Genomic DNA, 26399 nt, shown 5'->3' with positions numbered 1-26399 from the left:
TTAAAATCGCTTGGATAAATTTTACGGATTCTTTTCATATATTAAAATTAAGGTTTTATGCTTAACTTTTACTCCCAACTAAGTTAGTATATCCAGTTCCTATTTTATCTCCATTTACAAAATCCAAAAACTCTTTATTTTTATCGGATTCTTTATTTAAAGATAAACTAAAGTTAGAAACTAAATTATTACCGTCTTTACTTTCTAAATTAACAATAGTGTTTGAATCTTCTTCTTTTTTTATTGTTGGTTTTATGTTTGCTTGATGTAAAAATTTAGTAAATGTTTCATCTGATACAATTTTGTTTTTATGGTCATCAAGTATATTTTCATTTATATTTTCTAATAAACTATTAATAAATTCTTCTCCTGTAGAATCAATGTATTTTATCTTCTTTCTATTTAATTCGGCAAGTTTAGTTTTCTTTAAATTAGGAGAAATAAGATAAGCTTCTTTAAAGTTTGAGCCTAAAGAATCATGTATAAAATCAGTAATAACATCAATATTATCATCTTCATGACCGTAACCTATGTAAACGACAGTTTTTGTTGTAAGCAAACTTTTTATTTGAGACCAAATAAGGCTGTTTGAAAAGTTGTTTTTGTACAAATCGTTATAATCCTTTTTACTTAAAATAATACTGTCTAAAGAGTCTATAGTTCCGTGAATTTTATAGATGTTAGTTTTTGATTTTTCAATATAAGCAAGGTCATTATCTTTGTAGATTAAATGATGATTGTCTGAATAAGCAATTTCTAAAGTTTTATCATAATTTGTGGTTATAATAGAATTTATATGAGGAATTGAAGCTAATTTTTGATGAGTTTCTAAATTATCAAAATTAGTTTTGTTGAACAGTTTTTTAAGTAGATTGTTAATGTCGTTTCTCGAACCGTTTTGAAGATTTATTATATCGTCTGCAACTTTACTAAGAGAATCATTATAATTTAAATCCTCTCTTAGATCAGGTACAGAATTAATTAATTCTTCTTTTAGTTTATTTCCTGATGGTAATCCTGTATACATTGAAAAACCAGCACCAACAAATAAAACTACATTTTCTTCCCTAATTAGTTTAAAAAGTTTTTCCATTAATCATTAATACATGTTGTAAAATTAATAAAATAAATTTCAAATCGTATTGCTGTTTGATTTTAACAATCTTAACCATAACATTATTAAATATTTTATAAAAATAAAATTTAAGAACATAGTTGTGTATTACGGTTTCCCGTAATGTAATATTGATAATTAAATTGAATTTTACAAAAACATTATAAAATGATTTATTTATATTATTTCTTTACATTTTTAGGGACTTATGTATTAAAATTAATTAGTACTCTTATTGGTAGTCTGTTATTTGGTATTCTAATATCGTCTTTTGAAGCTAATCAAAATAAAGTTATTAGTAATACTTCAAAAGGTTATCAATTTGGATTAAGTTTTACTTGCAACTTGATTAGTTTAGTTTTTATTTTCACAGTACTGAAGATTTTTGATACAAATTTCAACAAATTTATAATTATGATTTTTTTAATATTTTGGGAAATCATATCAATTAGTTCATCAAAGAATGAACATAATAGAACTGCTCAATTATTTGGAGCTTTATTGGCTCTTTTAGTTTACACAGTGTTTTAAATGTATAGAAAGATAATGGTTTAATGTTGTTTTTAAGATGAATATAACTACAATTCGAGAAGAATTTAAGGAGATACTACAAGATAGTATATTTGTTTTTTTTATTGGGGGATTTAATTATTGGATTCTTAGCTATGCCTTTCACTTCAATTTTTTAATGATAAATACTATTATTTCATTTATAGTTTGTCCTGTGCTTGAAATTATTAATAAGTTACTTGTAAGGTATTTTGGGATATATAATATATTTTCTTCATTTGTTTATCCAATAATTCGGTTTTCCTTATTGTTACCAATAGTAGTTGGAATTGTATTAGCTTTATTTATAGGGATATTATACGTATTATATAAATTTATATTACATATTTTTGCTTTTGAGATATAAACTCTTATGTCTCTTTTAATTTTAAAGAATTGATACCTATAAATAGATTCATATTATCATCTATGTAGATGATAGGGGTGGTTTTCTGAAAAGAGAATCACTTTTTTATTTTGGGTGTGGGCAAGTATTTTTAATTATTTTAAATAAAGAGTTTGAGCTTTTATATACTATATAATAATGCTTATTATATTCAATTAATATAGATTTTTATAGTAATATAGGTTTGTAGTTTGTTAATAATTAATAACATTCACTATATTAAGATGAGCATTTCATAAACAATATCTATGTTATAATTTTTATAGATTACTGTGCAATAGCTGTGCAATTATATAAAACAAAAAAGGTAACTACTATATTATTAAGTAATTACCTTTTGAAGTTGTACGGGCGGAGAGACTCGAACTCTCACACCTTGCGGCACTAGATCCTAAGTCTAGCGTGTCTACCAATTCCACCACGCCCGCTTTAATTCTCATCGAATTGGATTGCAAATATACATTTATTTTTGTTTGAACAAAATTTCCAACAAAAATTTTTTTTATCTTTTTTTACACTTTAAATTTGCACAAAGCTTTTACAAAAATGGAAATTACTGGAAGAATTAAAAAAGTGTTTGAAACTCAAAATATTACCGCAAGTTTCAAAAAGAGAGAATTTGTTGTGACAACGCAAGAACAATATCCACAGGATATTTTAATTGAGCTAACACAAGATAAAACAGATGTATTAAACGCTTACAAAGATGGTGATGAAGTTAAAGTTTCAATCAACATTCGTGGTCGCGAATGGGTTAATCCAGAAGGTGTAGCAAAATACTTTAATACAATCCAAGCTTGGAGAATAGAGAATATGGCAAATGCTGCTGCTCAAGCTCCACAAGGATATGATAATTTTGCACCAGCGCCTCCAGTAGATACTTTTTCTAACGGAGATGATGATGATTTACCATTTTAATTTGTAGACAATAAAATGTATCATATAAACGTGTTCAAAAACTTGGACACGTTTTTTTATTTTGCATAAAATTTAAATGTAGTAGGAAAAATGTATTGGTTAGGACAAGATTTGGTATTTCCAGATCACTCGGAAGTTAATGATGAAGGAATTATAGCAATTGGAGGAGATCTTTCTTCAGAACGATTGTTGATGGCTTATAAACTGGGTATTTTTCCTTGGTTTAACGAAGACGAACCAATTCTTTGGTGGTTTCCACATGATCGTTTTGTTCTGTTTCCAGAAGATTTATATGTTTCTAAATCGATGAAAAAAGTCTTTAAAGACAAAACTTTTACATTTACAGAGAACAAAGCATTTCGAGAAGTGATTATAAACTGTTCTGAAGCCTACAGAAAAGGGCAGGACGGCACTTGGATTACAAATGATATGATAGAGGCTTATTGTAAACTACACGAGCTTGGCGTAGCTAAAAGTATTGAGGTTTGGCAAAGTGATGAGCTTGTTGGAGGATTTTATGGAATAGAAATGGGAAATATTTTTTGTGGCGAAAGTATGTTTGCAAAAGTTAGCAATGCGTCAAAAGCAGGTTTTATACAATTTGTTGCAAAATATCATTCCAAATATCAAGTGATAGATTGCCAAGTTTATACCGAACATTTAGCTAGTTTGGGTGCGGTGGAAATTCCATCAGAAGTATTTTTAGAGTATCTTGAAGATAATAATCAATCTTAAAAAATATAAAAACTATGTTTACAATTGCACAGATAGAGGCAGCACATGATAAAATAAAATCTGGCGCTGGTTTTCCAAGTTATATCAAAGAAATAAAACAATTAGGCGTTGTAGCTTTTGAAACTTTGGTAAAAGATAGTTGTACAAATTATTTTGGAGCAGATGATTTTATTACATCATCACTTCCGAAATATACTGATTTAGCAATTGCTGATAATGTAGACAACGAAAAGTTTGCTGCGTATCTTAAAATTCATCAACAAGGCGAAACAGATTATTATACATTTTGTACACATTGTGCTGAAACAGGCGTAGAAAAATGGATTGTTTTGTTGGATAAAATGACGTGTACGTATTTTGATAAAGAAGGAAAAAAAGTACTTGAAGAAAAAATCCCACAATAATGCGGGATTTTATTTTATATGAAAATAAGTTATTTCGTAAATTTTATTGGCGATTTCAAATTCTTGTATTCGTATAAATCTGCATTTAAAGAACCAACTAATAAGCCTGCTTTTATCTTGATTGGGACAAGATTATCGTCATCAGAAACCCACATTGTTACAGATTCCGATTCTTCGAAAATACGTCCAGATTGTACATACGGACGAATTTTTATTGTATTTATTTTTCCGAATTTAGTTTTTAAGGTTTCTCTACCCAAAACTTTCAGTTTAAATTTTAGTGTTTCATCGCCTAAAAAAATATTTTCGTTTAAGAAATCACCCGTTTTTAATTTTGAATGATCTGCATTTCTCAAACTATAAAAAGCCGAAAGTAAATCTTGCGCATCAGACGGTATAGTCTCTGTTTTTGTTGTGCCATCGCGTTTATTTTCGACTTTTGCTTTTTTCGCAGCATGATCAAAATAATAAATTTGATGACGTTTATAACTTCCTTCTACAACGTTTCGTACAAATTTTGTTGGTTTAAAATCTGCTTTATCAATGTAAGATTCGTATAAATCATCTACTTTAAAAAACGCACGAACTGCCCCGCTAGAACTTCCTTTTCCAATAATATGAAAATGACTTTTCCCGTTAAGTGTAACATCTTTTACATCGATGGTTGCAAAGCCAGCATTTAATCCAGAATAATGAATTCTAAATTTCAGAAATTCTCCTCCTTTGTAATTTGCTTGCGCATTAATTTTAGTAGAAAATGTAAATAGTAGTAATGTGAAGAATAAAATATATTTTCTCATTATAGTTTTTTGTTTGGTTGGTTTAAATTCAAATTGTTTGCCAAAAATAACAAAACGTCTTTATAAATTGATATAAAGACGTTTTAATTAATATGTTATTTTAACTAATTTAATGTTCTTCTTTCGCAATCGAAGAGATGAGATCAGCTTCAGTAGAAGTTTCAAGGTCCGAAACATTGATTACTGAAATGATTTCTGGTACATATTTTTTGATTGTCATTTCTACACCCGACTTTAAAGTCATTTGGTTGACAGAACAAGAAATACATGCACCTGTAAGGCGAACTTTTACGATATTATCTTCTATAGATACTAATTCGATATCGCCTCCATCTGAATTTAAGAATGGTCTAATTTCAGCTAAGGCCTTTTCAACTTCTGAATATTTTTCTTCTGGAGTCATGATCTTTTTCTTTTTTAATTTTTTGCTGAACAACCAGCCATAGTCGTAATACGAACAGCCTCTGTTGGAGGTAATGTTGTGTTACGTTCTACTAAACTTTGTACAGTATTACGTGCAATATTTTTATACACTTCGGCAACAATTGTGCCTTCTTGTAAAGCAGCAGGGCGTCCTACATCGGCAGCTTCGCGAATAGATTGTACAATCGGAATTTCGCCTAAGAAAGGAACACTAATTTGTTCTGCTAAATGTTTTGCACCGTTTTGTCCAAAAATATAATATTTATTGTTTGGTAATTCTTCAGGTGTAAAATACGCCATATTTTCTACAATTCCTAAAACAGGAACGTTAATTGCTTCCATTTGGAACATGCCAACTCCTTTTCTTGCATCTGCTAAGGCAATAGTTTGCGGTGTAGAAACCACAACTGCACCCGTAATTGGAACTTGTTGTACGATAGATAAATGGATGTCACCTGTGCCTGGAGGTAAATCGATTAATAAGAAATCTAAATCTCCCCAATGTGCATCGCGAATCATTTGATTAAGTGCTTTTGCAGCCATTGGTCCACGCCAAACAATTGCTTGATCTGTATCTGCAAAGAAACCAATTGATAAAATTTTGATTCCGTAAGCTTCTACTGGTTTTATTTTTGTTTTACCATTAACTTCTACAGAATATGGACGAGCGTCTTGACAGTCGAACATAATTGGCATAGATGGTCCGTAAATATCGGCGTCTAAAACACCAACTTTAAATCCCATGTTTGCTAAACTTATTGCTAAGTTTGCAGAAACAGTAGATTTACCAACACCACCTTTTCCTGATGCTACAGCAATAATGTTTTTAACACCTGGTAATTCTGAACCTTTGATTTCGTTCGGATTTTTTTCCTCTACTTCAACAGATATATTTAATGTTAAATTTGCTTCAGGTAAATTTTCTTTAAATGCATTCTTCAAGGCAATTTCTAACCTTTTGCGTTCGTGCATTGCTGGAGAAGGAGAAACAATGTCTAAAATAATATCATTTCCCACCACTTGAGCATTACGCATCCAGTTACGAATACCTAATTCTTCTAATACTTGATATATTTGATCTCTTGTATAAGCCATCTTATAGTTTTATTTAGGCAAAATTACAAAGAATCAAAGACTTTAGAGAATCTAAAAACGTGATTTTAATTGTTTTGCTTTATAATTTGATAAACAGATGTAATTTAATGTATATTTAAACTTTAAATCTAACTATGGAAGAGCATATTATTTATCTAACAAATATCAGAAAACAGATTATTGATGAGCTTGAACAACATTCTTTAAAACAATTACTTTACATTCCGATGGGATATAAAAATAATTTATTTTGGAATGCAGCGCACGTGTTGGCAACGCAACAATTAATACATTATTATTTGACGGATACACGAATGTTGGTAGATATTGATTTTATACAGAAGTATAAAAAAGGAACCCTTGGAAATACAGAAGCCACAGAAGCGGATGTAAAAGAGTTGAAAGAAATGTTAGAAAATACACCAATGCAACTTTTTAAAGATTATAGATCTGAGAAATTATCGTACTATAAATCCTATAAAACAAGTTTCGGAATTACATTAGAATCTATAGAAGATGCAATTTTGTACAACAATATACACGAAGCAATGCATTTGGGATACATGCATTCAATGAAAAAAAATATTCCGTTCTAAGCATTCTTTTACGCATAAAATTACACGAATATGAAAATTCTTAAAAAAGTACTTTGGTCAATTGTAATATTGATTGGTGTTTTAGTTATTGCAATGTTCGCAATTGGTAAAAAATATCATTTCGAAACATCAATAGTTATAAATGCTCCTATCGAAAAAGTGTATGAGCAAGCTAGTTCATCTAAAAAATTTAATGAATGGAATCCTTGGATGAGTCTTGATCCAAATTTGAAATTAACGTATTCTGGAAATCAAGGTCAAGTTGGAGACGAATATTGTTGGGATGGAAATGATGATGTTGGACAAGGTTGTCACGTGATAACAGCTTTAGTTCCGAATCAAAAAATTGCAACAAAAATGATGTTTAAAAAACCTTTTGAAAGTGATGCAACTTCGGATGTCGTTTTGACTAAAGAAGGAAATACAACAAAAGTAGTTTGGAATATGGATTGCGAATTAGATTATCCGATGAATTTAATGAAACTGATGATGGATTATCAAATGGAGGATTCTTACGGAAAAGGTCTTAAAAAATTGAAAGAGCTAAGCGAAAAATAAATTTATAATAATCACAAAAAAAATCACTTTAGTTAAAAGCTAAAGTGATTTTTTTATTCCATTTTATCTTATTTCTTCAACGCCCAAATCAATGCTTTTTCTTTTGTAGCTCTGTAAATTGTACTGTGATCTTCTTTTGGTTCATCAGAATACGTCCATTCTAAATTCGGAAGATGAGTAGTTTTTAAAATTTCTGCTAATTGATTAGTAGAAGCAGAAATGTCAGTTGCTTGAGAACCTGCAAACCATATTTTTTTTGGTGTTGATGGAAATTTAGCCAAATCATCTTTTGCAGTACGAATTAAATATTTATTATTCCACCAAAGCGAAGGATCCATCGCAATGTAAACATCAAACATATCTGTATGCTCCAAAAAAGTTTCGATAACAAATAAACCCGCTAAGGATTCTCCAATAATTCCTTTTTTGTTTGTTGTACGATAACGTTTATTAATTTCAGGAAATAATTCATCCTTCAGAAAAGCTCTAAACTCTGTAGAACCGCCAACAATTGGTGCAATTTTTTTATCTTCTTCTACCTCTGTTTTTCCCGTTAAATCTCGTCTTCGTTGGGTATTTTCTATTCCAACTAAAATTACTGGTGTTATTTTATTTGATTGTATTAATTCGGCCAATGTATTTGCAATATGCGGAAAATCTTCTTTCGTTCCGCCATCAGGCATATACATCACCATTAAAGAATCTGTTGAGGTAGAATAATTATCCGGAACCCAAACATTAATTGTTCGTGTTTCGTTTACATTTTTAGAGTTAATGGTAAACGTATCATGTTTCGGAATTGGATCATTATATGTTGGTAGATTATTTTTACAACTAACAATACAAGTAAATAATCCGAAGATTAGAAGCAATTTATAAATTGATTTCATAAGTTTTTTAATTAAACGTGTGTTATCAAATATACAAATTTTGATGAAGTTGATAAATGAGTTTTTATCACAAAAAAAATAGGTTACCAAATTCGGCAACCTATTTTACTGTTATTTATCTAAGATTTTTAGTAATCTAAAAACTTCACTTTATCGTCTGTAGATTGGCGAACACCTTCGGTTAATTCTCCATCATATTTTCCCATGTAAAAAACACCAACACATTTTTCACCTTCTTGCATCGGTGTAAATTCGTCAACATTTGCAATTACATTTGATGGCGACGACCAATATCCGCCAATATTTAGCGCAGTAGCCATTAACCACATATTTTGAACAGCCATAGAAACGGCAGCCAATTCTTCCCATTCAGGATTTTTTTCTGCATTAATAAAATTGATTAAAACGATTTTGTTTGATTTATCGCATTTCTCAATCAATGCATTCATTTTTCTATCACTTAATTGGTCGGGCGGCGTTCCTTGCACATAAACACGTTTTACATATTCGCGAAAACGATCTTTCGAAGGTCCTTCTAAAACAATAAAACGCCAAGGTTCTGTTTTTTTATGAGAAGGTGCCCAATTTGCAGCTTCAAAAATTTGAGATAACTCGTCCTTTGTAATTTCTTCTTGATTATATTGTTGAGGAAAAACCGAACGTCGTTTTTTTATGATTGATAATAAATCGTTTGCATTCATGGTGTAACAATTATGTTATAAATTATACTGATATAGCAAATTTACATTAAATTCAATTAAACTAACATTAAGATGAAAACATTAGATTATAGTAAAGTCGAGTACTACAAAACCAATAAATTTAAATTTGATATTGGTATATATTTTAACCAATCAATCGAATTATTTACAAATAATTGGCAGCCATTTGTCATTTATTCTTTAGTTGCTGCGGTGTTATTTATTGTTTCTTATTTTACTGTTATTGGAATGATATTAATCGCTTATCCATTAATGATTGGTTATTTGATTGGAGCAGAACGTGCAGAAAGTGGCCAAAGTTTAGAACTGAAAGATTTTTTTGGAGGATTTAAAAACATCGGTAATTATTTTATTTATTCAATAATTGTCACTGTTATTTCGCTTGTTGTGTTATCACCATATTTTATTTTCACATTAATGCCGTTACTTTTTAATGATCCTAATCACCTAAACGAAGGTTTATTGTTAGGTACAACGCTTTTCGGTATGTTTTATATGTTGTTTGCCATTGCATTGTTGTTTGTTTTACAAGCTTGCATGTTTCTTGTGCCTTATCTTATACATTACGGTAATATGAGCGCAATAGATGCTATGAAAACATCTTACGCCATTGTAAAAAATAATTTTTGGTGGTTTGTTTTATTTGCAATTGTGGTTAGTTTGGTTTCTTCTCTGGGTATGGTTGCGTGTTATATTGGTGCAATTGCTAGTTATCCGCTTGGTTATATGATGGTTTATTTTATGCTAAAAGAGATGTTATTGACGGACGAAGGAAATACAGAAATAGATAGAATTGGTACAAACCAAGAATAAGCTTAATTTTATCGAATGTTAGCAAAGCATTCGATTTTTGATAAAATGAATGAATTGGGAGCTGCAAAAGTTCCCTTTTTTTTTATGATTGATTTTCTAAAAGAAAATGGAGAAATTATACCGTTGCACGAATTAAATAACGAAATTAATTTCGAGATTAATTCGGAGAAAAAACAGTCTATTCATAAAGAATTTACCTTCAAAAAACAACCTATTTCGTTTCAAGAATATTTACCTAAATTTCAAATAGTTCATAAAAATTTGATGTTTGGAAATTCATATCTAACCAATTTAACTTATCCAACAAAAATAGAAACCGATTTATCTTTAAGTCAAATTTATCAGTTTTCCGAAGCAAAATATAAGCTGAAATACAAAGAAGATTTTGTTTGTTTTTCTCCCGAACGTTTTGTGAAAATAGAAAATCAACAAATTTTTTCTAATCCAATGAAAGGCACAATTGATGCGTCAATTCCTAATGCCAAACAATTAATTTTGGATGACGAAAAAGAAGCCAGCGAACACGCAACAATTGTCGATTTAATTCGAAATGATTTAAGTTTAGTTGCCGAAAATGTTGAGGTTACAAAATACCGTTATATTGACGAACTGAAAACAAATGATACAACTTTATTGCAAGTAAGTTCGGAAATTAGAGGAGATTTGAAAACAGATTTCCATCAAAATATCGGAACTATTTTTGATCAACTTTTACCTGCGGGTTCTATTTGTGGTGCGCCAAAAAAGAAAACGCTCCAAATTATTACTGAAGCCGAAGGTTATGAACGTAAATTTTATACAGGTGTTTTTGGTGTTTTTGATGGCAAAGATTTAGATAGTGCTGTGATGATTCGTTTTATTGAAAGAGATAACGATTCCTTATATTTTAAGAGTGGAGGAGGAATTACAGCGAAAAGTAAGGCGAAAGCAGAATATGAAGAATTAATTCAGAAAGTATATGTTCCAATTTATTGAATCGATTTGTTGTGTTAACAAAGAACTTAGAAATTTAGAATATCATCAAGCCCGATTTGATCGTACACGAAGTGATAATTTTAATGATAGTACACCGATTTTATTGCAAGAAATTATTCAATTTCCGAGCGATTTAACCGACGAAAAATACAAAGTAAGAATTGTATATGATAGAGAAATATTATCGATAGAATTTCAGCCGTATCAAATTAAACCAATTTCTACGATTAAGCTTTTTACGATAGAAAATAAGATAGAATATACTTACAAATATTTGGATAGATGGTTTTTTGATGAATATTTAAAAGAAGCCCAAACAGACGATTTGGTTTTAGTAAAATCTAATTATATCACAGATTGTATTTATTCGAATATTATATTTTTTGACGGCGAAAATTGGTTTACTCCGCGTTCTATTTTACTAAAAGGTACAATGCGAGAATCACTTTTGAATGATGGAAAAATTAAAGAAAAAAATATTAAAGTTTCAGATTTAGTCAATTATCAATCATTTAAAAGAATCAATGCAATGATGAATTTTGATGAAAGTCAAGAAATTAGCATTCTTCAATTATTTTAAAACTCTATAATTTTGATAGAGTTTAATTTGTTTTTTCGTCCATTTAACATTACATTTGCATAACTTATCAAGAAAGGCGGAGGGAATGGCCCAATGAAACCTTAGCAACCAGAAATCTTAATAATCAAGGTGCTAAATCCAACCTAATAAAAGGTAAAGATGAGTAAAAGTTTTTCACTTTTATCCTGCTTTTACGTGTTGGTTTCTTGCGAGTTTATGATTAAATAACATGAAAAGAAACAAATTTTTACTTGCATCATTCGCAATTTTCGGGTCTTCATTACTTTTTGCACAAGAAGTAGAAGAAGAAACAACAAGTCTTAACGAAGTTATTTTGGTTGGTGGTCGTACATCAGAAAGAACAGTTGTAAATTCATCTGTTCCTGTTGATATCATCGATATTGAGCAATTCAAGAAATCATCACCACAACTATCTGTTAACGATATTTTAAATTACGTAATTCCTTCATTCAATTCCGTTCGTCAATCATCTTCGGATGGTACAGAACATATCGATCCAGTAACTTTAAGAGGAATGGGACCAGATCAAGTTTTGGTTTTAATTAACGGTAAACGTCGTCATACAACGTCTTTGGTAAATTATCAAAATACGGTTGGTAACGGTTCTGTTGGTACAGATTTGGGTGCGATTCCTATTTCTGCAATTGATAAAGTTGAGGTTTTACGCGATGGTGCTGCGGCACAATATGGTTCTGACGCCATTGCAGGTGTTGTAAATATTGTTCTAAAAACTAAACCAGGAGGCGATGCGTCTTTAACTTATGGACAAACTTCTAGAAATGATGGTGAAACGTATAATTTTAATGGAAGTTACGGTACAAAATTAGGTAAAACGGGGTCTATTGTTTTTTCTGCTGTGATTACAGATCGTAAAAAAACTAACCGTTCTAAAGATAATAATTTAGATATTTTTGGAGATAATTTCGCGTATGATTTTGCAGATGATCCTGATGCTGCACGCGCTGCAGACGATGCAAAATTAGCTGAATTAGGATTAACACGTAAAGATTTTAGATTTCAAATTGGTGATGCGGCAATCAAAAATCAACAGTTTTTTGTAAATGCAGAAACTGCTTTGACAGATCGTTTAGATTTTTATTCGTTTGGAGGAGTTAGTTTACGTCAAGGAGAAGGTTTTGGTTTTAGACGTTTACCAAGCGAATTACCATCAGACGCTTTAAGTGTTTATCCAAATGGCTTTCAAGCAACTTTAAAATCAAATATCAATGATTATTCAAATTCAACAGGATTGCGATATTCGTATGATGGTTGGAAAATTGATTTGAGTAATACATTTGGTTTAAATTCTTTCAAATACGATGTTGATAACTCTATAAATTATTCGTTAGGTGCAGATTCGCCAACAAGTTTTTATGCAGGTAGACATTCATTTTTACAAAATACAGTCAATTTAGATTTTTCAAAACGTATCAATCAAAACTTTAGTTTAGCTTTTGGAGGAGAATATCGTTACGAAAAATATGAAATAGAAGCTGGTGACGAAGCATCTTATTCAGGTTCTGGATCTGAATCTTTTGTTGGTTTTTCACCTTTAAATGCAGTAAAAGGAGACCGTAATTCTGTTGCAGTTTATGTAGATGGAGAATTAAAATTTGGTGATTTTACTGCAAATGCAGCTGGTCGTTTCGAAAATTATTCAGATTTTGGAAGTACAATCAACGGAAAATTAACAATGCGTTACGAATATGCAAAAGGATTTTCGGTTCGTGGAGCAATTTCTACAGGATTTAGAGCGCCATCTTTACAACAAAAATATTTTAGTAATTCGTACACCGATTTATTTTTAAATGACAATGGCGATCAGGTTTTAGTCACAAAAGGAGTGATTAGAAATGAGTCAGAATTATCAAGAGAAATTGGTTTAGATAAGTTGAAAGAAGAAAAATCAATCAATGCAAGTTTAGGTCTTACATTTCGTCCGACGTCAAAATTATTCATCACTTTAGATGGTTATTTTATTCGTGTTGATGACAGAATTGTGTTAACATCTGACATTACAGATCCTGCATTAGAAAAATATAATGTTGCAACGGCGCGTATTTTTACCAATGCAATTGATACCGAAACACGCGGAATTGATTTAGTTGTTTCGTACGATACACGTTTGGGACGAGGAAAATTGAATGTTAATTTATCTGGAAATATCAACGAAACAAAAATTGTTGATTATCATTTTCCATCTGCTTTAACAATTGATCAAAAAGAATTTTTTGGACCAGATCAAGTTAATATTATCGAATCTTTGAGCCCAAAAACTAAAGCAACTTTAGGATTGAATTATGCAATTTCTGGCTTTAATTTTATGGTTAGAAATACCTATTTCGGAAAAGTAACAAAAGATGGTTATCCGTGGGGAGTTGTGCAAGAAAATTCGGGTAAAGTAGTTACTGATGCTTCGATTGGATATGATATTACAAAGAATTTTAATCTAACAATTGGGGCAAATAATTTGTTTGATGTTTTTCCTGATGACCAAGCGTACGAAAATTCGTATTACGGTGTTTTTCCACATGCGCCAGTACAAATGGGAATGACGGGAGCTTATTATTTTGCAAGAGCAAGTTTTAAATTTTAATTAAAAATAAATAAAATATAGTGTCAGTTTTGATGTAATTTGAACATCTAAAATTGACACTTTTTTGTGTATGGCAAGTTTGAAAATTGGTTGGAAAACCGCAGCAGCATTAGTTATTTCGAATATGATCGGAACTGGTGTTTTTACAAGTTTAGGTTATCAGATTTATGATCTAAAAAATACGTATGCTATTTTATCATTGTGGATAATTGGTGGTTTTTTAGCATTGATAGGTGCGTTTATTTATTCGGAATTAGCCTCGAAATTTAAACAATCTGGTGGCGATTATATTTATCTATCGCGCACATTTCATCCAGTTATGGGTTATTTGTCGAGTTGGATTTCTTTGTTTGTTGGTTTTTCCGCACCCATTTCGCTTGCGGCATTGGCAATGAGTAAATATTTGAATATTCTCGGATTCAATTTTGGAAAAGAGTTTGCGATTGTAATGATTTTAATTGTTGCCGTTTTTCAATCTTTTAGCTTAAGCTTGAGTAGTAAATTTCAGAATGTATTTACAATTCTAAAAGTTGTTTTTATTTTGGTTTTAATTGCTATCGGATTTTACTTTATACCAGCTGTAGAACCAAATGCAATAGTTTTAGACGATACTTGGAAGCAAGAATTGTTGTTGCCTGCTTTTGCAACTTCGTTGGTTTATGTGACGTTTGCATATACGGGTTGGAATTCTGCATCGTATATAATTGAGGAAATTGATCAACCAAAGAAAAACTTACCAAAAGCTCTTTTTATAGGAGTTATTTTTGTGACAATAGCCTATGTGTTTCTTAATTATGTTTTTCTTAAACACGCTTCAGCACCATCTTTGGTAGGAAAAGAGGATGTTGCAAATATTTCTTTTCGAAATTTATTAGGCACTAATGTAAAATGGGTAAGTTGTTTTATCGCCTTGCAATTAATTGCTACAATTAGTGGTTATTTGTGGATTGGTTCTCGCTTAACACAAGCCACAGCGCGAGAAAATAAGTTATGGAGTTTTATGGCGAAAGAAAACAAAAATAGAATTCCAGTTCGTGCCATTTGGGTGCATACAACAATTAGTATTCTATTGATTTTTTCGGGAGATTTTGAAGTAATTTTTACTTACACATCTTTTGTTTTACAAGTATTGGCAACGTTGGCAATTTGTACGGCATTTTTTATAAAACGCGATGAATTAACCATTATAAAAAGTAGACTTTTTTATTTACTTCCAACTATATTTTTAGCCTTTAGTTTATATATCTGTTACTTTGTTTTAACGCAGAAACCAAAAGAAAGTTTGATTGGTTTATCTATTATTGGATTAGGAATTATTCTGTTTTACTTTGATAAACGAATCGATATAAAAAAATAAAAGCTCCAAAATGGAGCTTTTTCTTTAATCTTTTATTCCATTAAATATATAATGTAAAATTGGATTTATTTCTGGATTTTCAAGATGTTTCTTGAAAATTTTTGTGTAATATTTTGGTTTGTTAATCATTTTACGCTCAACCAATTCATCAATTGTATCAATGTATTCTACTGATGTTTTTCCAATCAATAAATTATCTAATGAACGACCTTGATCTACATAATTCAGAATTGTTTTGAATCCTTTTAGATACAATGCATCTTTTGTAAATCCACCTCCACGATAAACACGTGTTGTTAGATAAAAAGCATCTTCTGGCAACATTTTATATTCTTCCATCAAGAGCATAAATGTTTCATTAAATGATTTTCCACTTGTAAGCATATGCACAGCCATTACTCGTAAACCTAATTCTCTTAAACGGTTATGATTAATAGAATCAGTGTAATATTCGCTTAAAATCGCTAAACCTTCTTGCGTTAAAGTATTAACTGGTAAACCAACGCTAAATATTTTTAAGGGTTGATCCAAAGCATTCATTGTTGTCACCATGTGTACACCAATTTCGTGCTCAATTAATCCATTTGTAAAACGTTTATCAAACTTTACACCTTTCTTTATCACAACTTTACGCTTGCTATTAATAACAAGTGCTTTTGATGCAATATCGTCAGAAACCTCTATATCAAACTGAAAACCATAATCATCGGTTGCTTTTTGAAATAAATTGATTACTTCTTCTTCGGTATAATCACCATGATTATCTATTCTAAATTCAGGGCAATACAAAATAAAGTTGGCGTTTTCGATGTCTTTTTTAGATGGTTCTCCAAAATAACGAAGCGAATTATACAAAAACTTATTTGTACCTAAATTTGCCAATAAATCAACTTTATCAAAGTAAGAATTTATCGTATCAACATACATATTTTGTATTGAGATATCGTTTATCTTTTCGACTTTAATATTAGATAACTTTCGTTTAAATTCGAACGGATTTATATTAAGCGGATTGTATTTAAACTGCGGTTCGTAAGTATATTTAGACGCTAAAAATTTCTTTTTTTCGAACTCTAAATTGATTGGATTAATAACACTTAATAACTCAAAATCGTTTACTAATTGAAACAATTGTTTATCAATTTTTATTAAATCAGATTCTAACTCGTTGTGTAAAATATTAACTTGTTTAGAACCTACTTTGTATGTCGTTTCAGTTTTTACAAATTGAAAAGCATGGTTTAAAATCGCTGTTTTAAAACCTTCTTTTATTTGGTTGATAATTTCTGGGAAAGATTCGCCCGTTAACTCATCACAATAAATTTTAGAAACTTCTGTCGCTAAAACCAATGTATTTTTGAAACGATTTGTTACAAATTCTAACAAATAACCACGTCCGTAAAAAACATCATTTATCGCCGAATAATTATGAATATTTTCTAGTTCAATCTGCGCTAATTCATCACGCCAAGATTCAACATAACTTCCATAACGTTCTTTGTCTACTTTTTCTGCACCAATGTTAAAAACAGGCACAGGACGATCCCAACGTTTCCAGTTATACGAATGTATATCGTAAACTAAACACGATTTAAATTTTGTTTCTAATTTTTTGATTAAGGCTTCAACCACCTCATAAAATGCCGTGTGTTTTGCTAAACTTACTTGTTTTTGAGAAGATGTTAATGGGTCTTTCCAAACTTGTTTTCCCCAAGCTTCTTCGTAAACTGCAGTTGCTGGAGCACGATTTAAATCGTACTCAAAACGCGAATCACAACCTTGTATCAAGACAGGAAATGTCTCTACAAACTCAGCTGTATGTGGATCTTCTTCGTACCAACGTTCATAATTAGACAATAGACATTTGTCGCGAACATCATCGCGCATGTGGCTACCATCGTGTATTGCAGCACAAACGTAAGGAATGTACTCGTCAATTTTTATTTTAAAAGATTCGTCTTCTGAGTATGCTTCAAATACAACTTCATTTTCAATATTATCAAGGATTTGTTGAATACTTAATGATTTCATGCTCTAAATTCTTTATATTTTTCTAATAACATGTCAATTACTTGAACTTGCATTTCTTTGTTATTATTTACTTCATTGTGAGGAACGATTCCTCCAGGACTTACTACATTTAGTTCGACCATTTTACCATTAATCAAGTCTACACCGCAAAAATAAATACCGTCTTCATTTAGTTTTTTCCCAATCTTACGACAAAGTTCTAACTCATATTCAGACATTTCATGTTTGATTGCAGAACCACCTGCCGAAATATTAGAACGATGATCGCCAGCTGCCGGTACGCGCATAATAGCACCAATTGGCTCGCCATTTACAACCATTGCTCTTACATCACCTTTTTCTGCACCTTCTATATAATTTTGACAAATAATAGGTTGTGAAGCACCTGTATGATTGATGTAAAAATCGCAAATAGATGATAAATTACCCATGTTGTTACGTTCAAAAAGGATAACACCTTTTCCGCCCATACCATCTAATGGTTTTACAATAAATTTATCAAAATTATTTTCTTCTACAAATGATCTAATCAAGTCAATATCTTTTGTGATTAACGTTTGTGGAACAATAGTTTCTTGGCCATCATCAAAAGATGCAGCATATATTTTATTGTTTGCCTTACGTAATCCCGAAATTTTATTGACAAAAAATACTTTGTCTTCAATCAACTCTAACATGTTTAATAAAAGCGGATCAATTGGTGGATCAGCTCTCATAAAAACCATATCAAATTCGGTAAAATCTTTTATAGAACTTTCAAATTGCATTGAGTGATAAAAATCTACACAATCTTCAGTGTCTTTAGTGATTAATTTTTTGCACTTTCCTAAAACTTTACCTTTGGCAATAGAGATATCGTTTTTTGTTAAATAGGACACTTCAAATCCACGGTTAACACATTCTTTAATCATACGTAAAGTAGAATCTTTAACTGGTTCTACTTTGTCCCAAGGGTACATAACGAAGCATATTTTCATAAATATAAAAAGGGTATTAAAATCTTTGCAATAATAATTAAAAGTTTAATACAAAAAATGGTCTACATTAAATTATAAAATATTTGTATTGATTCTATTAAAAGTATTGATTTATAATGAATAAAAAAATAAAAAGGTGATTGATTTTTCAATTTCAATCACCTTTTAGTTGGTAAACTATAAACTATTTCTTTCTTAAACTATTAATTGTCTCTTGCACTTTCGGATCATCAGCCTTTACACTATAATAATCTGCAATTTTTCCTTCTTGGTTAAGCACGAGATATCTTGGTATCCAATTTAAATCAATACTTGTGCCAAAAGCGCCTTTCCAGTTATTTCCCATGTAAAAGTGTTGACCTACAATGTTATATTTTTCAATCCCGTTTTTCCACGCTTCGGGTGTTTTATCCATCGAAAGATAAACAAATTCTACATCTGGGTTTTTTTCGTGTAAAGTTTTCAGAGCAGGTATATTTTTTATACAATCTCCACACCATGTTGCCCACAAATCAACCAAAACAATTTTTCCTTTATAGTTAGAAAAAACTTCTTTTATTGTAACCGAATCTCCATCCGAAGTAATTAAAGTATCTTGCAAAGCAACTTCAGGAAATTCAGTCTTCATTATTTTAGGAATATTTTGTGCAAAAACATTTAATCCTAAAAATAATATTAAAACGCTAATTATTCTTTTCATTTTTAATCTATCGAATTCTTACTTTTCAAAATCTATACCAATTTAGTAGATTTTAAAACGAATTTAAAGATTTATTTCTAATCATTACAAAAAAATGTAATTTTGTTACATGCAAAAATATCTTATTATTGGGCTAGGAAATATAGGTACTCAATACGAAAATACACGTCATAATATTGGTTTTAAAGTGGTTGAAGAAATCGCTAAAAAAGTTGATGCAAAATTTGGACCTTCAAATTTTGGTGAAATTGCACAATTTAAATACAAAGCACGTCCGGTAACACTTTTAAAACCGAATACTTACATGAATTTGAGTGGTGATGCAGTACGTTTTTGGATGAAAAAAGAAAATATTGCACTAGAAAATATTTTTGTCATTACAGATGATTTAAATCTACCATTCGGAACAATTCGTATGCGAGGAAAAGGAAGTGATGGCGGACATAATGGTTTAAAGGATATACAGAATAAAGTTGGTGGTCAAAATTATGCGCGTCTTCGTTTTGGTGTAGGAAATGAGTTTTCTGAAGGAAAACAAGTGGATTATGTTTTAGGCGAATGGTCAGAAAATGAAATGGCAACTATGAATGAACGATTAAATTTAGCAGCAGATGCAGCTTTATCGTTTGTTTTTCAGGGATTAATTAATACAATGAATCAATATAATGGGAAATAAAATAGCAGGTATCATCATGTTAACAGGAACTTTATTTTTAGGTTCTTGTGCGCAACAAGTTGCAAATACTGAAGGTAAACACGCACGTGTAGAAGAAACAATGTCTACTTTGGATAATGTATCTGAAATAAATTTTAAGAACAAGAAAAACGTTTTGTTAGACGTTCGCACACCAGAAGAATTTGCGGAAGGACACGTGGCTGGAGCAACAAATATAGATGTTAAGAATCCTAATTTTACTGAGGAGATTTCTAAATTAGATACGAAGAAAAATTATTATATCTATTGTAAATCTGGCGTTAGAGCAAAACTTGCAACAGAAAAAATGCAAGAAAAAGGCTTCAAAAATGCGAAGAATTTTAAAGACGGAATGTCGACTTACAAAGGAACTGTAACAAAATAATGGAAGGATTTCGTCCCGAAATATTAAAAGAAATTGTCACAACAAAAATGCCTTTCGGAAAATACGAAGGGCGTTTGTTGTGCGATTTACCTGTTTCTTATCTTGAATGGTTTGTAGGAAAAGGTGGATTTCCGACAGGTAAATTAGGCGTACAACTTTCTACTGTTTATGAAATAAAATTAAACGGTTTAGAGGAAATTATTTATGAATTAAAACGTCAATTTGGTTGAGTTTCCCATTCATAAAAATTAGCATCATCACGTAATTGAAAACCAGAAGAAGGATATAAATTATTTCCAATTTCGTTCATCACGCTAGTTTCTAATAACATTCCGCACGCATCTGTTGCATAACACAATTGTTTTGCATGCTCAATTAACTCTCTCGAATAGCCATTTCCTCTAAATTCTTTGCAAACAAATAAATCATTCAGAACCCAAAAACGTTTTAATCGCGTTGATGAAAATGAAGGAAACAATTGTACAAATCCTACAAAATGATCCAGCTCATTTGTTGCAATATAAATAACCGATTCATTATTTTCTATTCGTGCTTCTAAAAAATCTTTCGCTGCATCAAGGTCAGATTGTTTATGATAAAATTGACGATATGCATCAAAAAGAGGTGTCAATTTATCGATATCGTGTAAAGTTGCTTGTTTTATCATTTTATAGATTTTAGCTTATTTATACAAATTACTTCCGTCCAAATATTCCCAAACTTTAGGAGGCAACATTGGTTTGATATTTTTACCTTCTTTGATTGAATTTCTGATAAAAGTTGAAGAAATTTCCATCAAAGGTGCTTCTACCATTTCTACATTATCCAAGTTTTCATTTTGAGAATAACCAGGTCGCGGATAAACATATAATTTATAATCGCGCATCAAAATATCAGCATTTTTCCATTTCGAAATTCCATCTAAATTATCAGAACCCATTATCAAAGAAAAATTGTGTTCGGTATATTTTTCTTTCAAATAAACTAAGGTATCAATGGTATAAGACGGTTTTGGAAGCGTAAATTCTATATTAGAAACTCTAAGATTTGGGTAATCTTTTATCGCTAATTCAACCATTTCTAATCGATCATATTCATTAGCCAAAGAACTCTTTTTCTTTAACGGATTTTGAGGCGAAACGACCAACCAAACTTGGTCCAAATCTGTGAATTGTTGAAAATGATTTGCAATAATTAAATGCCCGACATGAATAGGATTAAAAGATCCAAAATATAAACCGATCTTCATAGAATTGATTTTTATGAACAACAAAAATACAATAATTAATAAAGTTTTATCAATCGGAATTATTTATTGCTTTTAGATTCTTCATTTCATTCAGAATGACAATAAGTTAAATGTCATTCGGAGTTTATCAAGGAATCTTAAAACTTTATGAGAAGCTGAACTAAATTCAGCTTGACAATTCGTACATCATTCAGAACTTGTTTCAGAATCGCATTATCTCTAAAGTTTAATAAAAACAAAAAATCCAGCCGAAGCTGGATTAAATATTATAAATTTTTTAATTCTTGGTAAAGCTTATGCGTTGGTAATCCCATCACGTTAAAATAGCTACCATTCATATTTTCGACACCAATGTAACCAATCCATTCTTGTACGCCATAAGCGCCAGCTTTGTCATAAGGTTTATAATTATCGATATAAAAATAAATTTCTTCGTCGCTTAAATCAGAAAAAGTAACCAAAGTTTCATCCGAAAATGTTTTCTCTTTATCAATTGTTCTAATTGTTACAGAAGTATAAACTGAATGCGTTTTTCCACTCAATTTTTTAATCATTTCGTACGCTTCTTCTCTATTTTCTGCTTTTTCTAACGATTCGCCATCAACCCAAACTGTTGTATCTGATGTGATGATTAAATCATTTGGTTGAATTGCAGTATAAGCTTGTGCTTTTTTGGCAGAAAGTAATTCGGTAATTTTTTCTGCTTTATAAATATCACGGTCAAAAGTTTCATCAATATCTAATGAAATTGTCGAAAATGATAATCCTAAACCAGCTAATAATTCTTTTCTACGAGGCGATTGTGACGCCAAAATAATATTGGTATCTCTAAATTTTTCTGTTAATAACATTTCAATTCTTTTTAAACAGAAGCAATTTCTTCTTCTGTATTATACCATTTATTTTGCACTTTTAAGATTTGTTCTAATAAATCGCGAACGCAACCTTTTCCACCATTTTCTGGCGAAATATATTCGGACGCTTTACGAACATCCATGCAAGCATCATTTGGACAACATGCCAAACCAACCAAGCTCATTACCGCTAAATCAGGATAATCATCGCCCATATAAGCAATTTCGTCGGGATCTAATCCGTACGAAAAAAGTAAATCTTGAAAAGCATCTACTTTATCACTTTTATTAACATAGATATCTGTTAATCCCAAATATTTTAGACGATTAACAACTGCTTCGTCTCGTCCGCCCGTAATTACTGCAATTTTAATTCCTTGCTTAATGGCTAATTGCATTGCATAACCATCGCGCGTATTCATAGTTCTCACCATTTCTCCAGTCGGTAATAAAATTAAATTTCCGTCTGTTAAAACTCCATCTACATCAAGAATAACCGTTTTTATGTTATTCAGTTTTTCTTTATAACTCATCATTTTTCGTAAACTCTTTTTATTGAATCGGTCAAAATTTGGTAAATCTGTAATAATCTCGAATCGTCTTCTAATGCCTCTAAATGACGATTTATAATTACTTGATCTCCGCGTTTTGCTGGTCCTGTTTGTGCGTCTTTAGGACTCATTTCAATCACTTTATTTGCTGTTTCTTGTATCAAAGGCAATAAAACATCAAACGGAAGATTATTTTTTTCGCAAATATCTCCTGCGATATAATATAAATGATTGACAAAATTATTTGCCCAAACACCCGTCATGTGAACTTGCATACGACCCGCAAAATCTAATTGATGTACTTCGTTTGAAATACGATTTGCAAGATCATTTAATCTTTTTAAATCATTTGGATCTTCTGCTTCGAGAAAAAACGGAATATTATCGTAACGAAGCGTTCTTTCTTTTGAAAAAGTTTGTAACGGATACAAAACTCCTTTGCGATAATCTCCTTTTAAAACAGACATTGGCGACGAACCCGAAGTGTGTACAACCAAAACATCATCAAAAGGAATGTAATGTGAAAATTCTTCGATACCACTATCCGCGCAAGCAATAATATAAAGATCGGCTTTCTCTATTTCAGAGATTTTATCGGTATAAGATATACGATTTGCTTCTCCAATTTCCCTAGCTTTTTCTAATGTTCTATTGAATATTTGTCGAACATTTAATGTGTTTTCAATCAATGCACGAGTTAAATGAAATGCAACATTTCCCGCTCCTAATATGACAATTGAATTCAAATTTTAGAGGTTTTATTGTTAATAATTTTTGAGTCATAAAAATAGGTTTTTCAGTCGAGTAAATAAAATTTTAAACTTTTTTTAAATTTCTTGTAACAAAATATATTTTTTGTCGTCTTATAGGTAAAATAAAGATTATTGTGAATGTGTATTATGTAAAGCATAGTACCTTTTAAAAATATAAAACATGAAATTGAACAAAATTACACTAGCTATTCTTTTCTCCGTTTGCTCTATTTACGGATTTGCACAGGAACATCATCCTGTGAAAGGAAAGATTGAGAATGCAAAAAATGAAGCAGTTGGTATGGCTGCAATTCAAATTTATAAAGCAGATTCAAAAGAATTATTTGATGAAATTTATGCAAATGAAAACGGAACGTTTGAAATTCTAGATTTAGAAGACGGTAAATATCGTTTGGTAATTACAGAATTTGGGTACAAACAATCGGAAACAGTTGCAGAAGTAAAAGGAGGCGAATTAGACCTTGGAAATATTGTTTTAGAAGTTGCACCAACTGATGTTGTCGAATTAAAAGGTGCTTTTGTGCGTGCAGAAGTTTCACAATATCGTAATGAAATTGATAAACGTGTTGTAGAAATCGGAAATGATTTGGTAAGTGCTGGTGCTGATGCAGCTGCGGTACTAAATAATATTCCGTCTGTAAACGTAGATCAACAAACAGGGGAATTATCGTTGAGAGGAAACGAAAATGTAAAGATTTATATTGATGGTAAGCCATCTTCTTTATCAGCTTCGCAAGTGTTAAAACAAATTCCATCTAACCAAATAAAAAGTGTTGAAATTATAACGAATCCATCTGCAAAATACGAAGCAGACGGTAAATCTGGTATTATCAATATTGTAATGGTAAAAGGTCAAAAGAAAGGTTATAATATTGCATTAAGTACAGGTTACGAACAAGGAAAAAGAAGTCGTTTCAATAATTCATTAACGGCAAACGTTAACACAGGTTCTTTTAATATTTTTGGGACATATAGTTATAATAAACGTCCAAATGAATTTCATGGAGGTTTAGACAATTACAATACAAATCTTTGGTCAGGAATTGATATTTTAAACAAAAATGAAAACCAATCAGCTAAACTTGGTTTTGATTGGTTTATTGATGATAAAACCGCATTAACCCTTTATACGAATCAATGGTTTGGAAAAGGATCAGGAAGTATTAATTCTGATGTGAGAGATAATAATACGAATATATTATATCCAAATAGTTCTGAATTTTCTGGAGATTGGAAAAGTCAAGATTATAGTTTAAACTTAAAACGAGAATTTGATCATGCCGATCATAATTTAGTTTTAGATGTTTTTTTCTCAAAATCTAAAGATCCTGATGATAGAGATATGTTAAACTTTTATCCTAAGAAGGAAAAATATTATGAGGATAGATTGCCAATAACTGATAATACACGTGTAAATTTAGATTATACGAATCAAATAAAGGATGGTGGAAAAATAGAAGCTGGTTTGCAATTTAGAAGAGAGAATTCGGACAGTGATATGTTAACAGACAGAAGAATTACTGTAGAAGGGCAATTATATGATCCGAGTACAGATTTTAATTTCACACGAGATTTCTTTTCAGCGTATGTAAACTATGGTCAAAAATTCGGAAAATTTGGAATGCAATTAGGTTTACGTGCAGAACAATTTAAAGATTCGGGAGATTATACTGTCAATGTAACTGTAAAAAGAAAATTAGATAATGAAAAATTAGATTTCTTCCCATCTGCTTTCTTGACGTATGATGTAACAGAGAAAGGACAAGTCTCGTTAAACTATAGCCGCCGAATTGATCGTCCAGGAATTAATCAATTATCTCCTGTGCCAGAATGGTCAACTCCATTGATGTCGAGTGTAGGTAATCCTAATTTAAAACCTGAATATACAGATAATTACGAAGTAGGTTATTTACAGCGTTTTGACAAGAACTCTATCTCAGCTAATGTATTTTACAGACAAATAAAAGATAATATCTTCAGAAATGTTTTAAGAAATGAAGAAGTAATCGGTGCATACATTCAGAATTATGAAAACTACGATAAAGTAAATGCATACGGATTTGAATTAAGTTTTAACCTTGTGCCTACAAAATGGTGGTCAACTAATATTAGTGGAGATTACACACACAACACAATGGTTGTGCAACAAGAAACAGAATTAATAGAAATGGATGCTAATCGATTAACTGCACGTATGAACAATACATTCAAATTAACGAAAGTAATTAGTTTACAACATTTCTTTATGTACCAAGGTAAATATAGATTTATCCAAGGAGAAATGCAGGACATGTGGCGAATGGATTTAGGCGCTCGTTATACATTTATGGGTGGAAAAGCAAGTTTAAGCGCTCGTGTAAGTGATATTTTCAGAACATTTTATGGACGTTTAGAAATGTACACACCAGATAGAGGTTCAGGAAAATTCCGTTGGGAAGCACAAACAATGAACATCGGATTTACATATAATTTCGGAGGAAAAGTTCGTAACCGTGCAGATGCTCAGCAAAACAAAACTGAAAGCAATGGTGGTGGAGTAGGTTTCTAAAAAAGTACATTCTACTATTTACATATTTTTAAAACTAAAAAGAGTTCCAAATAATTTTGGAACTCTTTCTTATTTATAAGATATT

The 26399-nt window shown here is 30.7% G+C and carries 28 protein-coding genes, 1 tRNA gene and 1 riboswitch; of the genes, 14 read left to right on the top strand and 15 right to left on the bottom strand.

From position 1 onward, the window contains the following. Positions 1-61: 61 nt before the first annotated feature. On the bottom strand, positions 62-1093 hold the full coding sequence (locus BM072_RS14550; protein WP_092910241.1) for an SIR2 family protein: 1032 nt from the start codon (positions 1091-1093) through the stop codon (positions 62-64). A gap of 1322 nt (positions 1094-2415) precedes the next feature. Continuing rightward, positions 2416-2497 (bottom strand) — tRNA-Leu (locus tag BM072_RS14535). 118 nt (positions 2498-2615) lie between these two features. Here BM072_RS14535 and BM072_RS14530 point away from each other — a divergent pair. The 3 genes from BM072_RS14530 to BM072_RS14520 all read left to right on the top strand — a co-directional run bounded on the left by BM072_RS14530 (position 2616) and on the right by BM072_RS14520 (position 4126). Next, positions 2616-2987 carry a DUF3127 domain-containing protein gene (locus tag BM072_RS14530; RefSeq protein ID WP_092910232.1) on the top strand — a complete coding sequence of 124 codons (372 nt, stop codon included), beginning with the start codon at positions 2616-2618 and terminating at the stop codon, positions 2985-2987. Between the two features lie 90 nt (positions 2988-3077). Continuing rightward, complete coding sequence (gene aat / locus BM072_RS14525) at positions 3078-3722, top strand: leucyl/phenylalanyl-tRNA--protein transferase (protein WP_092910228.1); 645 nt, start codon at positions 3078-3080, stop codon at positions 3720-3722. A gap of 14 nt (positions 3723-3736) precedes the next feature. Then, a complete protein-coding gene (locus BM072_RS14520; protein ID WP_092910225.1) occupies positions 3737-4126 on the top strand; it encodes a DUF1398 domain-containing protein in 390 nt (129 codons plus the stop codon). Between the two features lie 29 nt (positions 4127-4155). Here BM072_RS14520 and BM072_RS14515 read toward each other — a convergent pair whose 3' ends face one another. The 3 genes from BM072_RS14515 to BM072_RS14505 all read right to left on the bottom strand — a co-directional run bounded on the left by BM072_RS14515 (position 4156) and on the right by BM072_RS14505 (position 6444). Further along, positions 4156-4926 carry a DUF3108 domain-containing protein gene (locus tag BM072_RS14515; RefSeq protein ID WP_092910222.1) on the bottom strand — a complete coding sequence of 257 codons (771 nt, stop codon included), beginning with the start codon at positions 4924-4926 and terminating at the stop codon, positions 4156-4158. A 109-nt stretch (positions 4927-5035) separates the two neighbouring features. Then, positions 5036-5329: a NifU family protein gene (locus BM072_RS14510; protein ID WP_092910247.1), complete on the bottom strand. Its 294-nt coding sequence runs from the start codon at positions 5327-5329 to the stop codon at positions 5036-5038. 14 nt (positions 5330-5343) lie between these two features. Then, positions 5344-6444, bottom strand: coding sequence for an Mrp/NBP35 family ATP-binding protein (locus tag BM072_RS14505; protein WP_092910219.1), 1101 nt, complete (start codon positions 6442-6444; stop codon positions 5344-5346). A 134-nt stretch (positions 6445-6578) separates the two neighbouring features. Here BM072_RS14505 and BM072_RS14500 point away from each other — a divergent pair, with 134 nt between their 5' ends. Both BM072_RS14500 and BM072_RS14495 read left to right on the top strand, forming a co-directional pair. Beyond that, entirely contained in the window at positions 6579-7040 is a 462-nt protein-coding gene (locus BM072_RS14500; protein ID WP_092910215.1) for a DinB family protein, read from the top strand. A gap of 30 nt (positions 7041-7070) precedes the next feature. Next, the gene (locus BM072_RS14495) at positions 7071-7598 is read left to right on the top strand and encodes an SRPBCC family protein (RefSeq protein WP_245752220.1); all 528 of its coding nucleotides are present in this window, start codon (positions 7071-7073) and stop codon (positions 7596-7598) included. Positions 7599-7666: 68 nt separating this feature from the next. Here the strand turns inward: BM072_RS14495 and BM072_RS14490 are convergent, their stop codons facing one another. Next, positions 7667-8488, bottom strand: a complete 822-nt coding sequence (locus BM072_RS14490) for an alpha/beta hydrolase (protein WP_092910211.1) — start codon at positions 8486-8488, stop codon at positions 7667-7669. 128 nt (positions 8489-8616) lie between these two features. Then, on the bottom strand, positions 8617-9189 hold the full coding sequence (locus BM072_RS14485; protein ID WP_092910208.1) for a nitroreductase family protein: 573 nt from the start codon (positions 9187-9189) through the stop codon (positions 8617-8619). Between the two features lie 72 nt (positions 9190-9261). Here BM072_RS14485 and BM072_RS14480 point away from each other — a divergent pair, with 72 nt between their 5' ends. The 5 genes from BM072_RS14480 (at position 9262) to BM072_RS14460 (ending at position 15552) form a co-directional block, all read left to right on the top strand. Next, a complete protein-coding gene (locus BM072_RS14480) occupies positions 9262-10023 on the top strand; it encodes a DUF4013 domain-containing protein (RefSeq protein ID WP_092910205.1) in 762 nt (253 codons plus the stop codon). Positions 10024-10038: 15 nt separating this feature from the next. After that, positions 10039-10998, top strand: coding sequence for an aminodeoxychorismate synthase component I (locus BM072_RS14475; protein WP_092910202.1), 960 nt, complete (start codon positions 10039-10041; stop codon positions 10996-10998). After that, positions 10982-11578, top strand: coding sequence for an aminotransferase class IV (locus tag BM072_RS14470; protein WP_092910201.1), 597 nt, complete (start codon positions 10982-10984; stop codon positions 11576-11578). The genes BM072_RS14475 and BM072_RS14470 overlap by 17 nt, the downstream gene beginning before the upstream one ends. A 61-nt stretch (positions 11579-11639) precedes the next feature. Continuing rightward, positions 11640-11744: riboswitch (SAM riboswitch) on the top strand. 63 nt (positions 11745-11807) lie between these two features. Continuing rightward, positions 11808-14195, top strand: a complete 2388-nt coding sequence (locus BM072_RS14465; RefSeq protein WP_092910198.1) for a TonB-dependent receptor plug domain-containing protein — start codon at positions 11808-11810, stop codon at positions 14193-14195. Positions 14196-14265: 70 nt separating this feature from the next. After that, positions 14266-15552: an APC family permease gene (locus tag BM072_RS14460; RefSeq protein WP_092910195.1), complete on the top strand. Its 1287-nt coding sequence runs from the start codon at positions 14266-14268 to the stop codon at positions 15550-15552. Positions 15553-15576: 24 nt separating this feature from the next. Here the strand turns inward: BM072_RS14460 and BM072_RS14455 are convergent, their stop codons facing one another. The 3 genes from BM072_RS14455 to BM072_RS14445 all read right to left on the bottom strand — a co-directional run bounded on the left by BM072_RS14455 (position 15577) and on the right by BM072_RS14445 (position 19260). Then, entirely contained in the window at positions 15577-17583 is a 2007-nt protein-coding gene (locus BM072_RS14455) for a flavohemoglobin expression-modulating QEGLA motif protein (protein ID WP_092910191.1), read from the bottom strand. After that, entirely contained in the window at positions 17580-18560 is a 981-nt protein-coding gene (gshB, locus tag BM072_RS14450) for a glutathione synthase (protein ID WP_092910187.1), read from the bottom strand. The genes BM072_RS14455 and gshB overlap by 4 nt, the downstream gene beginning before the upstream one ends. 184 nt (positions 18561-18744) lie before the next feature. After that, a complete protein-coding gene (locus BM072_RS14445) occupies positions 18745-19260 on the bottom strand; it encodes a TlpA family protein disulfide reductase (protein ID WP_092910184.1) in 516 nt (171 codons plus the stop codon). Positions 19261-19369: 109 nt separating this feature from the next. Here BM072_RS14445 and pth point away from each other — a divergent pair, with 109 nt between their 5' ends. Genes pth through BM072_RS14430 form a run of 3 tightly spaced genes read left to right on the top strand, consistent with a single transcriptional unit; the run spans position 19370 to position 20569 of the window. After that, positions 19370-19936: an aminoacyl-tRNA hydrolase gene (gene pth / locus BM072_RS14440; protein WP_092910180.1), complete on the top strand. Its 567-nt coding sequence runs from the start codon at positions 19370-19372 to the stop codon at positions 19934-19936. Beyond that, positions 19926-20339 carry a rhodanese-like domain-containing protein gene (locus BM072_RS14435; RefSeq protein ID WP_092910177.1) on the top strand — a complete coding sequence of 138 codons (414 nt, stop codon included), beginning with the start codon at positions 19926-19928 and terminating at the stop codon, positions 20337-20339. The genes pth and BM072_RS14435 overlap by 11 nt, the downstream gene beginning before the upstream one ends. Next, entirely contained in the window at positions 20339-20569 is a 231-nt protein-coding gene (locus BM072_RS14430; protein WP_092910173.1) for a DUF3820 family protein, read from the top strand. The genes BM072_RS14435 and BM072_RS14430 overlap by 1 nt, the downstream gene beginning before the upstream one ends. On the opposite strand, the gene BM072_RS14425 is transcribed toward BM072_RS14430, so the two are convergent. The 5 genes from BM072_RS14425 to BM072_RS14405 form a co-directional block, all read right to left on the bottom strand. After that, the gene (locus BM072_RS14425; protein ID WP_092910169.1) at positions 20557-21006 is read right to left on the bottom strand and encodes a GNAT family N-acetyltransferase; all 450 of its coding nucleotides are present in this window, start codon (positions 21004-21006) and stop codon (positions 20557-20559) included. The two genes, BM072_RS14430 and BM072_RS14425, sit on opposite strands and share 13 nt — an antisense overlap. A 15-nt stretch (positions 21007-21021) precedes the next feature. Then, the gene (gene nadD / locus BM072_RS14420; protein WP_092910166.1) at positions 21022-21588 is read right to left on the bottom strand and encodes a nicotinate (nicotinamide) nucleotide adenylyltransferase; all 567 of its coding nucleotides are present in this window, start codon (positions 21586-21588) and stop codon (positions 21022-21024) included. Positions 21589-21854: 266 nt separating this feature from the next. Continuing rightward, positions 21855-22439: a Maf family nucleotide pyrophosphatase gene (locus BM072_RS14415; RefSeq protein ID WP_092910163.1), complete on the bottom strand. Its 585-nt coding sequence runs from the start codon at positions 22437-22439 to the stop codon at positions 21855-21857. Positions 22440-22450: 11 nt separating this feature from the next. Further along, positions 22451-22978 carry a KdsC family phosphatase gene (locus BM072_RS14410; protein ID WP_092910160.1) on the bottom strand — a complete coding sequence of 176 codons (528 nt, stop codon included), beginning with the start codon at positions 22976-22978 and terminating at the stop codon, positions 22451-22453. Then, a complete protein-coding gene (locus BM072_RS14405) occupies positions 22975-23739 on the bottom strand; it encodes a Rossmann-like and DUF2520 domain-containing protein (RefSeq protein ID WP_092910157.1) in 765 nt (254 codons plus the stop codon). Before BM072_RS14405 ends, BM072_RS14410 begins: the two co-directional genes overlap by 4 nt. Positions 23740-23926: 187 nt before the next feature. Between BM072_RS14405 and BM072_RS14400 the strand changes: the two genes are divergently transcribed. After that, complete coding sequence (locus tag BM072_RS14400) at positions 23927-26314, top strand: TonB-dependent receptor (RefSeq protein WP_092910154.1); 2388 nt, start codon at positions 23927-23929, stop codon at positions 26312-26314. The last annotated feature ends 85 nt before the right edge of the window (positions 26315-26399 follow it).

It is taken from the genome of Algoriella xinjiangensis (assembly GCF_900115015.1).
Taxonomy (GTDB): domain Bacteria; phylum Bacteroidota; class Bacteroidia; order Flavobacteriales; family Weeksellaceae; genus Empedobacter; species Empedobacter xinjiangensis.
Note: the sequence above shows the minus strand (reverse complement) of the source record. Positions and strands in the feature narration are given on the sequence as shown.

Bases quoted from the DNA above. Each gene is read 5' to 3' on its own strand.
- pth (WP_092910180.1), top strand. From the start codon at position 19,370: ATGCAAAAATATCTTATTATTGGGCTAGGAAATATAGGTACTCAATAC.
- BM072_RS14485 (WP_092910208.1), bottom strand. From the start codon at position 9,189: ATGAATGCAAACGATTTATTATCAATCATAAAAAAACGACGTTCGGTT.
- gshB (WP_092910187.1), bottom strand. From the start codon at position 18,560: ATGAAAATATGCTTCGTTATGTACCCTTGGGACAAAGTAGAACCAGTT.
- BM072_RS14400 (WP_092910154.1), top strand. From the start codon at position 23,927: ATGAAATTGAACAAAATTACACTAGCTATTCTTTTCTCCGTTTGCTCT.
- BM072_RS14410 (WP_092910160.1), bottom strand. From the start codon at position 22,978: ATGATGAGTTATAAAGAAAAACTGAATAACATAAAAACGGTTATTCTT.
- BM072_RS14430 (WP_092910173.1), top strand. From the start codon at position 20,339: ATGGAAGGATTTCGTCCCGAAATATTAAAAGAAATTGTCACAACAAAA.
- BM072_RS14530 (WP_092910232.1), top strand. From the start codon at position 2,616: ATGGAAATTACTGGAAGAATTAAAAAAGTGTTTGAAACTCAAAATATT.
- nadD (WP_092910166.1), bottom strand. From the start codon at position 21,588: ATGAAGATCGGTTTATATTTTGGATCTTTTAATCCTATTCATGTCGGG.
- BM072_RS14480 (WP_092910205.1), top strand. From the start codon at position 9,262: ATGAAAACATTAGATTATAGTAAAGTCGAGTACTACAAAACCAATAAA.
- BM072_RS14455 (WP_092910191.1), bottom strand. From the start codon at position 17,583: ATGAAATCATTAAGTATTCAACAAATCCTTGATAATATTGAAAATGAA.
- BM072_RS14500 (WP_092910215.1), top strand. From the start codon at position 6,579: ATGGAAGAGCATATTATTTATCTAACAAATATCAGAAAACAGATTATT.
- BM072_RS14510 (WP_092910247.1), bottom strand. From the start codon at position 5,329: ATGACTCCAGAAGAAAAATATTCAGAAGTTGAAAAGGCCTTAGCTGAA.
- BM072_RS14425 (WP_092910169.1), bottom strand. From the start codon at position 21,006: ATGATAAAACAAGCAACTTTACACGATATCGATAAATTGACACCTCTT.
- BM072_RS14460 (WP_092910195.1), top strand. From the start codon at position 14,266: ATGGCAAGTTTGAAAATTGGTTGGAAAACCGCAGCAGCATTAGTTATT.
- aat (WP_092910228.1), top strand. From the start codon at position 3,078: ATGTATTGGTTAGGACAAGATTTGGTATTTCCAGATCACTCGGAAGTT.
- BM072_RS14445 (WP_092910184.1), bottom strand. From the start codon at position 19,260: ATGAAAAGAATAATTAGCGTTTTAATATTATTTTTAGGATTAAATGTT.
- BM072_RS14495 (WP_245752220.1), top strand. From the start codon at position 7,071: ATGAAAATTCTTAAAAAAGTACTTTGGTCAATTGTAATATTGATTGGT.
- BM072_RS14470 (WP_092910201.1), top strand. From the start codon at position 10,982: ATGTTCCAATTTATTGAATCGATTTGTTGTGTTAACAAAGAACTTAGA.
- BM072_RS14490 (WP_092910211.1), bottom strand. From the start codon at position 8,488: ATGAAATCAATTTATAAATTGCTTCTAATCTTCGGATTATTTACTTGT.
- BM072_RS14520 (WP_092910225.1), top strand. From the start codon at position 3,737: ATGTTTACAATTGCACAGATAGAGGCAGCACATGATAAAATAAAATCT.
- BM072_RS14475 (WP_092910202.1), top strand. From the start codon at position 10,039: ATGTTAGCAAAGCATTCGATTTTTGATAAAATGAATGAATTGGGAGCT.
- BM072_RS14550 (WP_092910241.1), bottom strand. From the start codon at position 1,093: ATGGAAAAACTTTTTAAACTAATTAGGGAAGAAAATGTAGTTTTATTT.
- BM072_RS14435 (WP_092910177.1), top strand. From the start codon at position 19,926: ATGGGAAATAAAATAGCAGGTATCATCATGTTAACAGGAACTTTATTT.
- BM072_RS14515 (WP_092910222.1), bottom strand. From the start codon at position 4,926: ATGAGAAAATATATTTTATTCTTCACATTACTACTATTTACATTTTCT.
- BM072_RS14415 (WP_092910163.1), bottom strand. From the start codon at position 22,439: ATGTTATTAACAGAAAAATTTAGAGATACCAATATTATTTTGGCGTCA.
- BM072_RS14505 (WP_092910219.1), bottom strand. From the start codon at position 6,444: ATGGCTTATACAAGAGATCAAATATATCAAGTATTAGAAGAATTAGGT.
- BM072_RS14465 (WP_092910198.1), top strand. From the start codon at position 11,808: ATGAAAAGAAACAAATTTTTACTTGCATCATTCGCAATTTTCGGGTCT.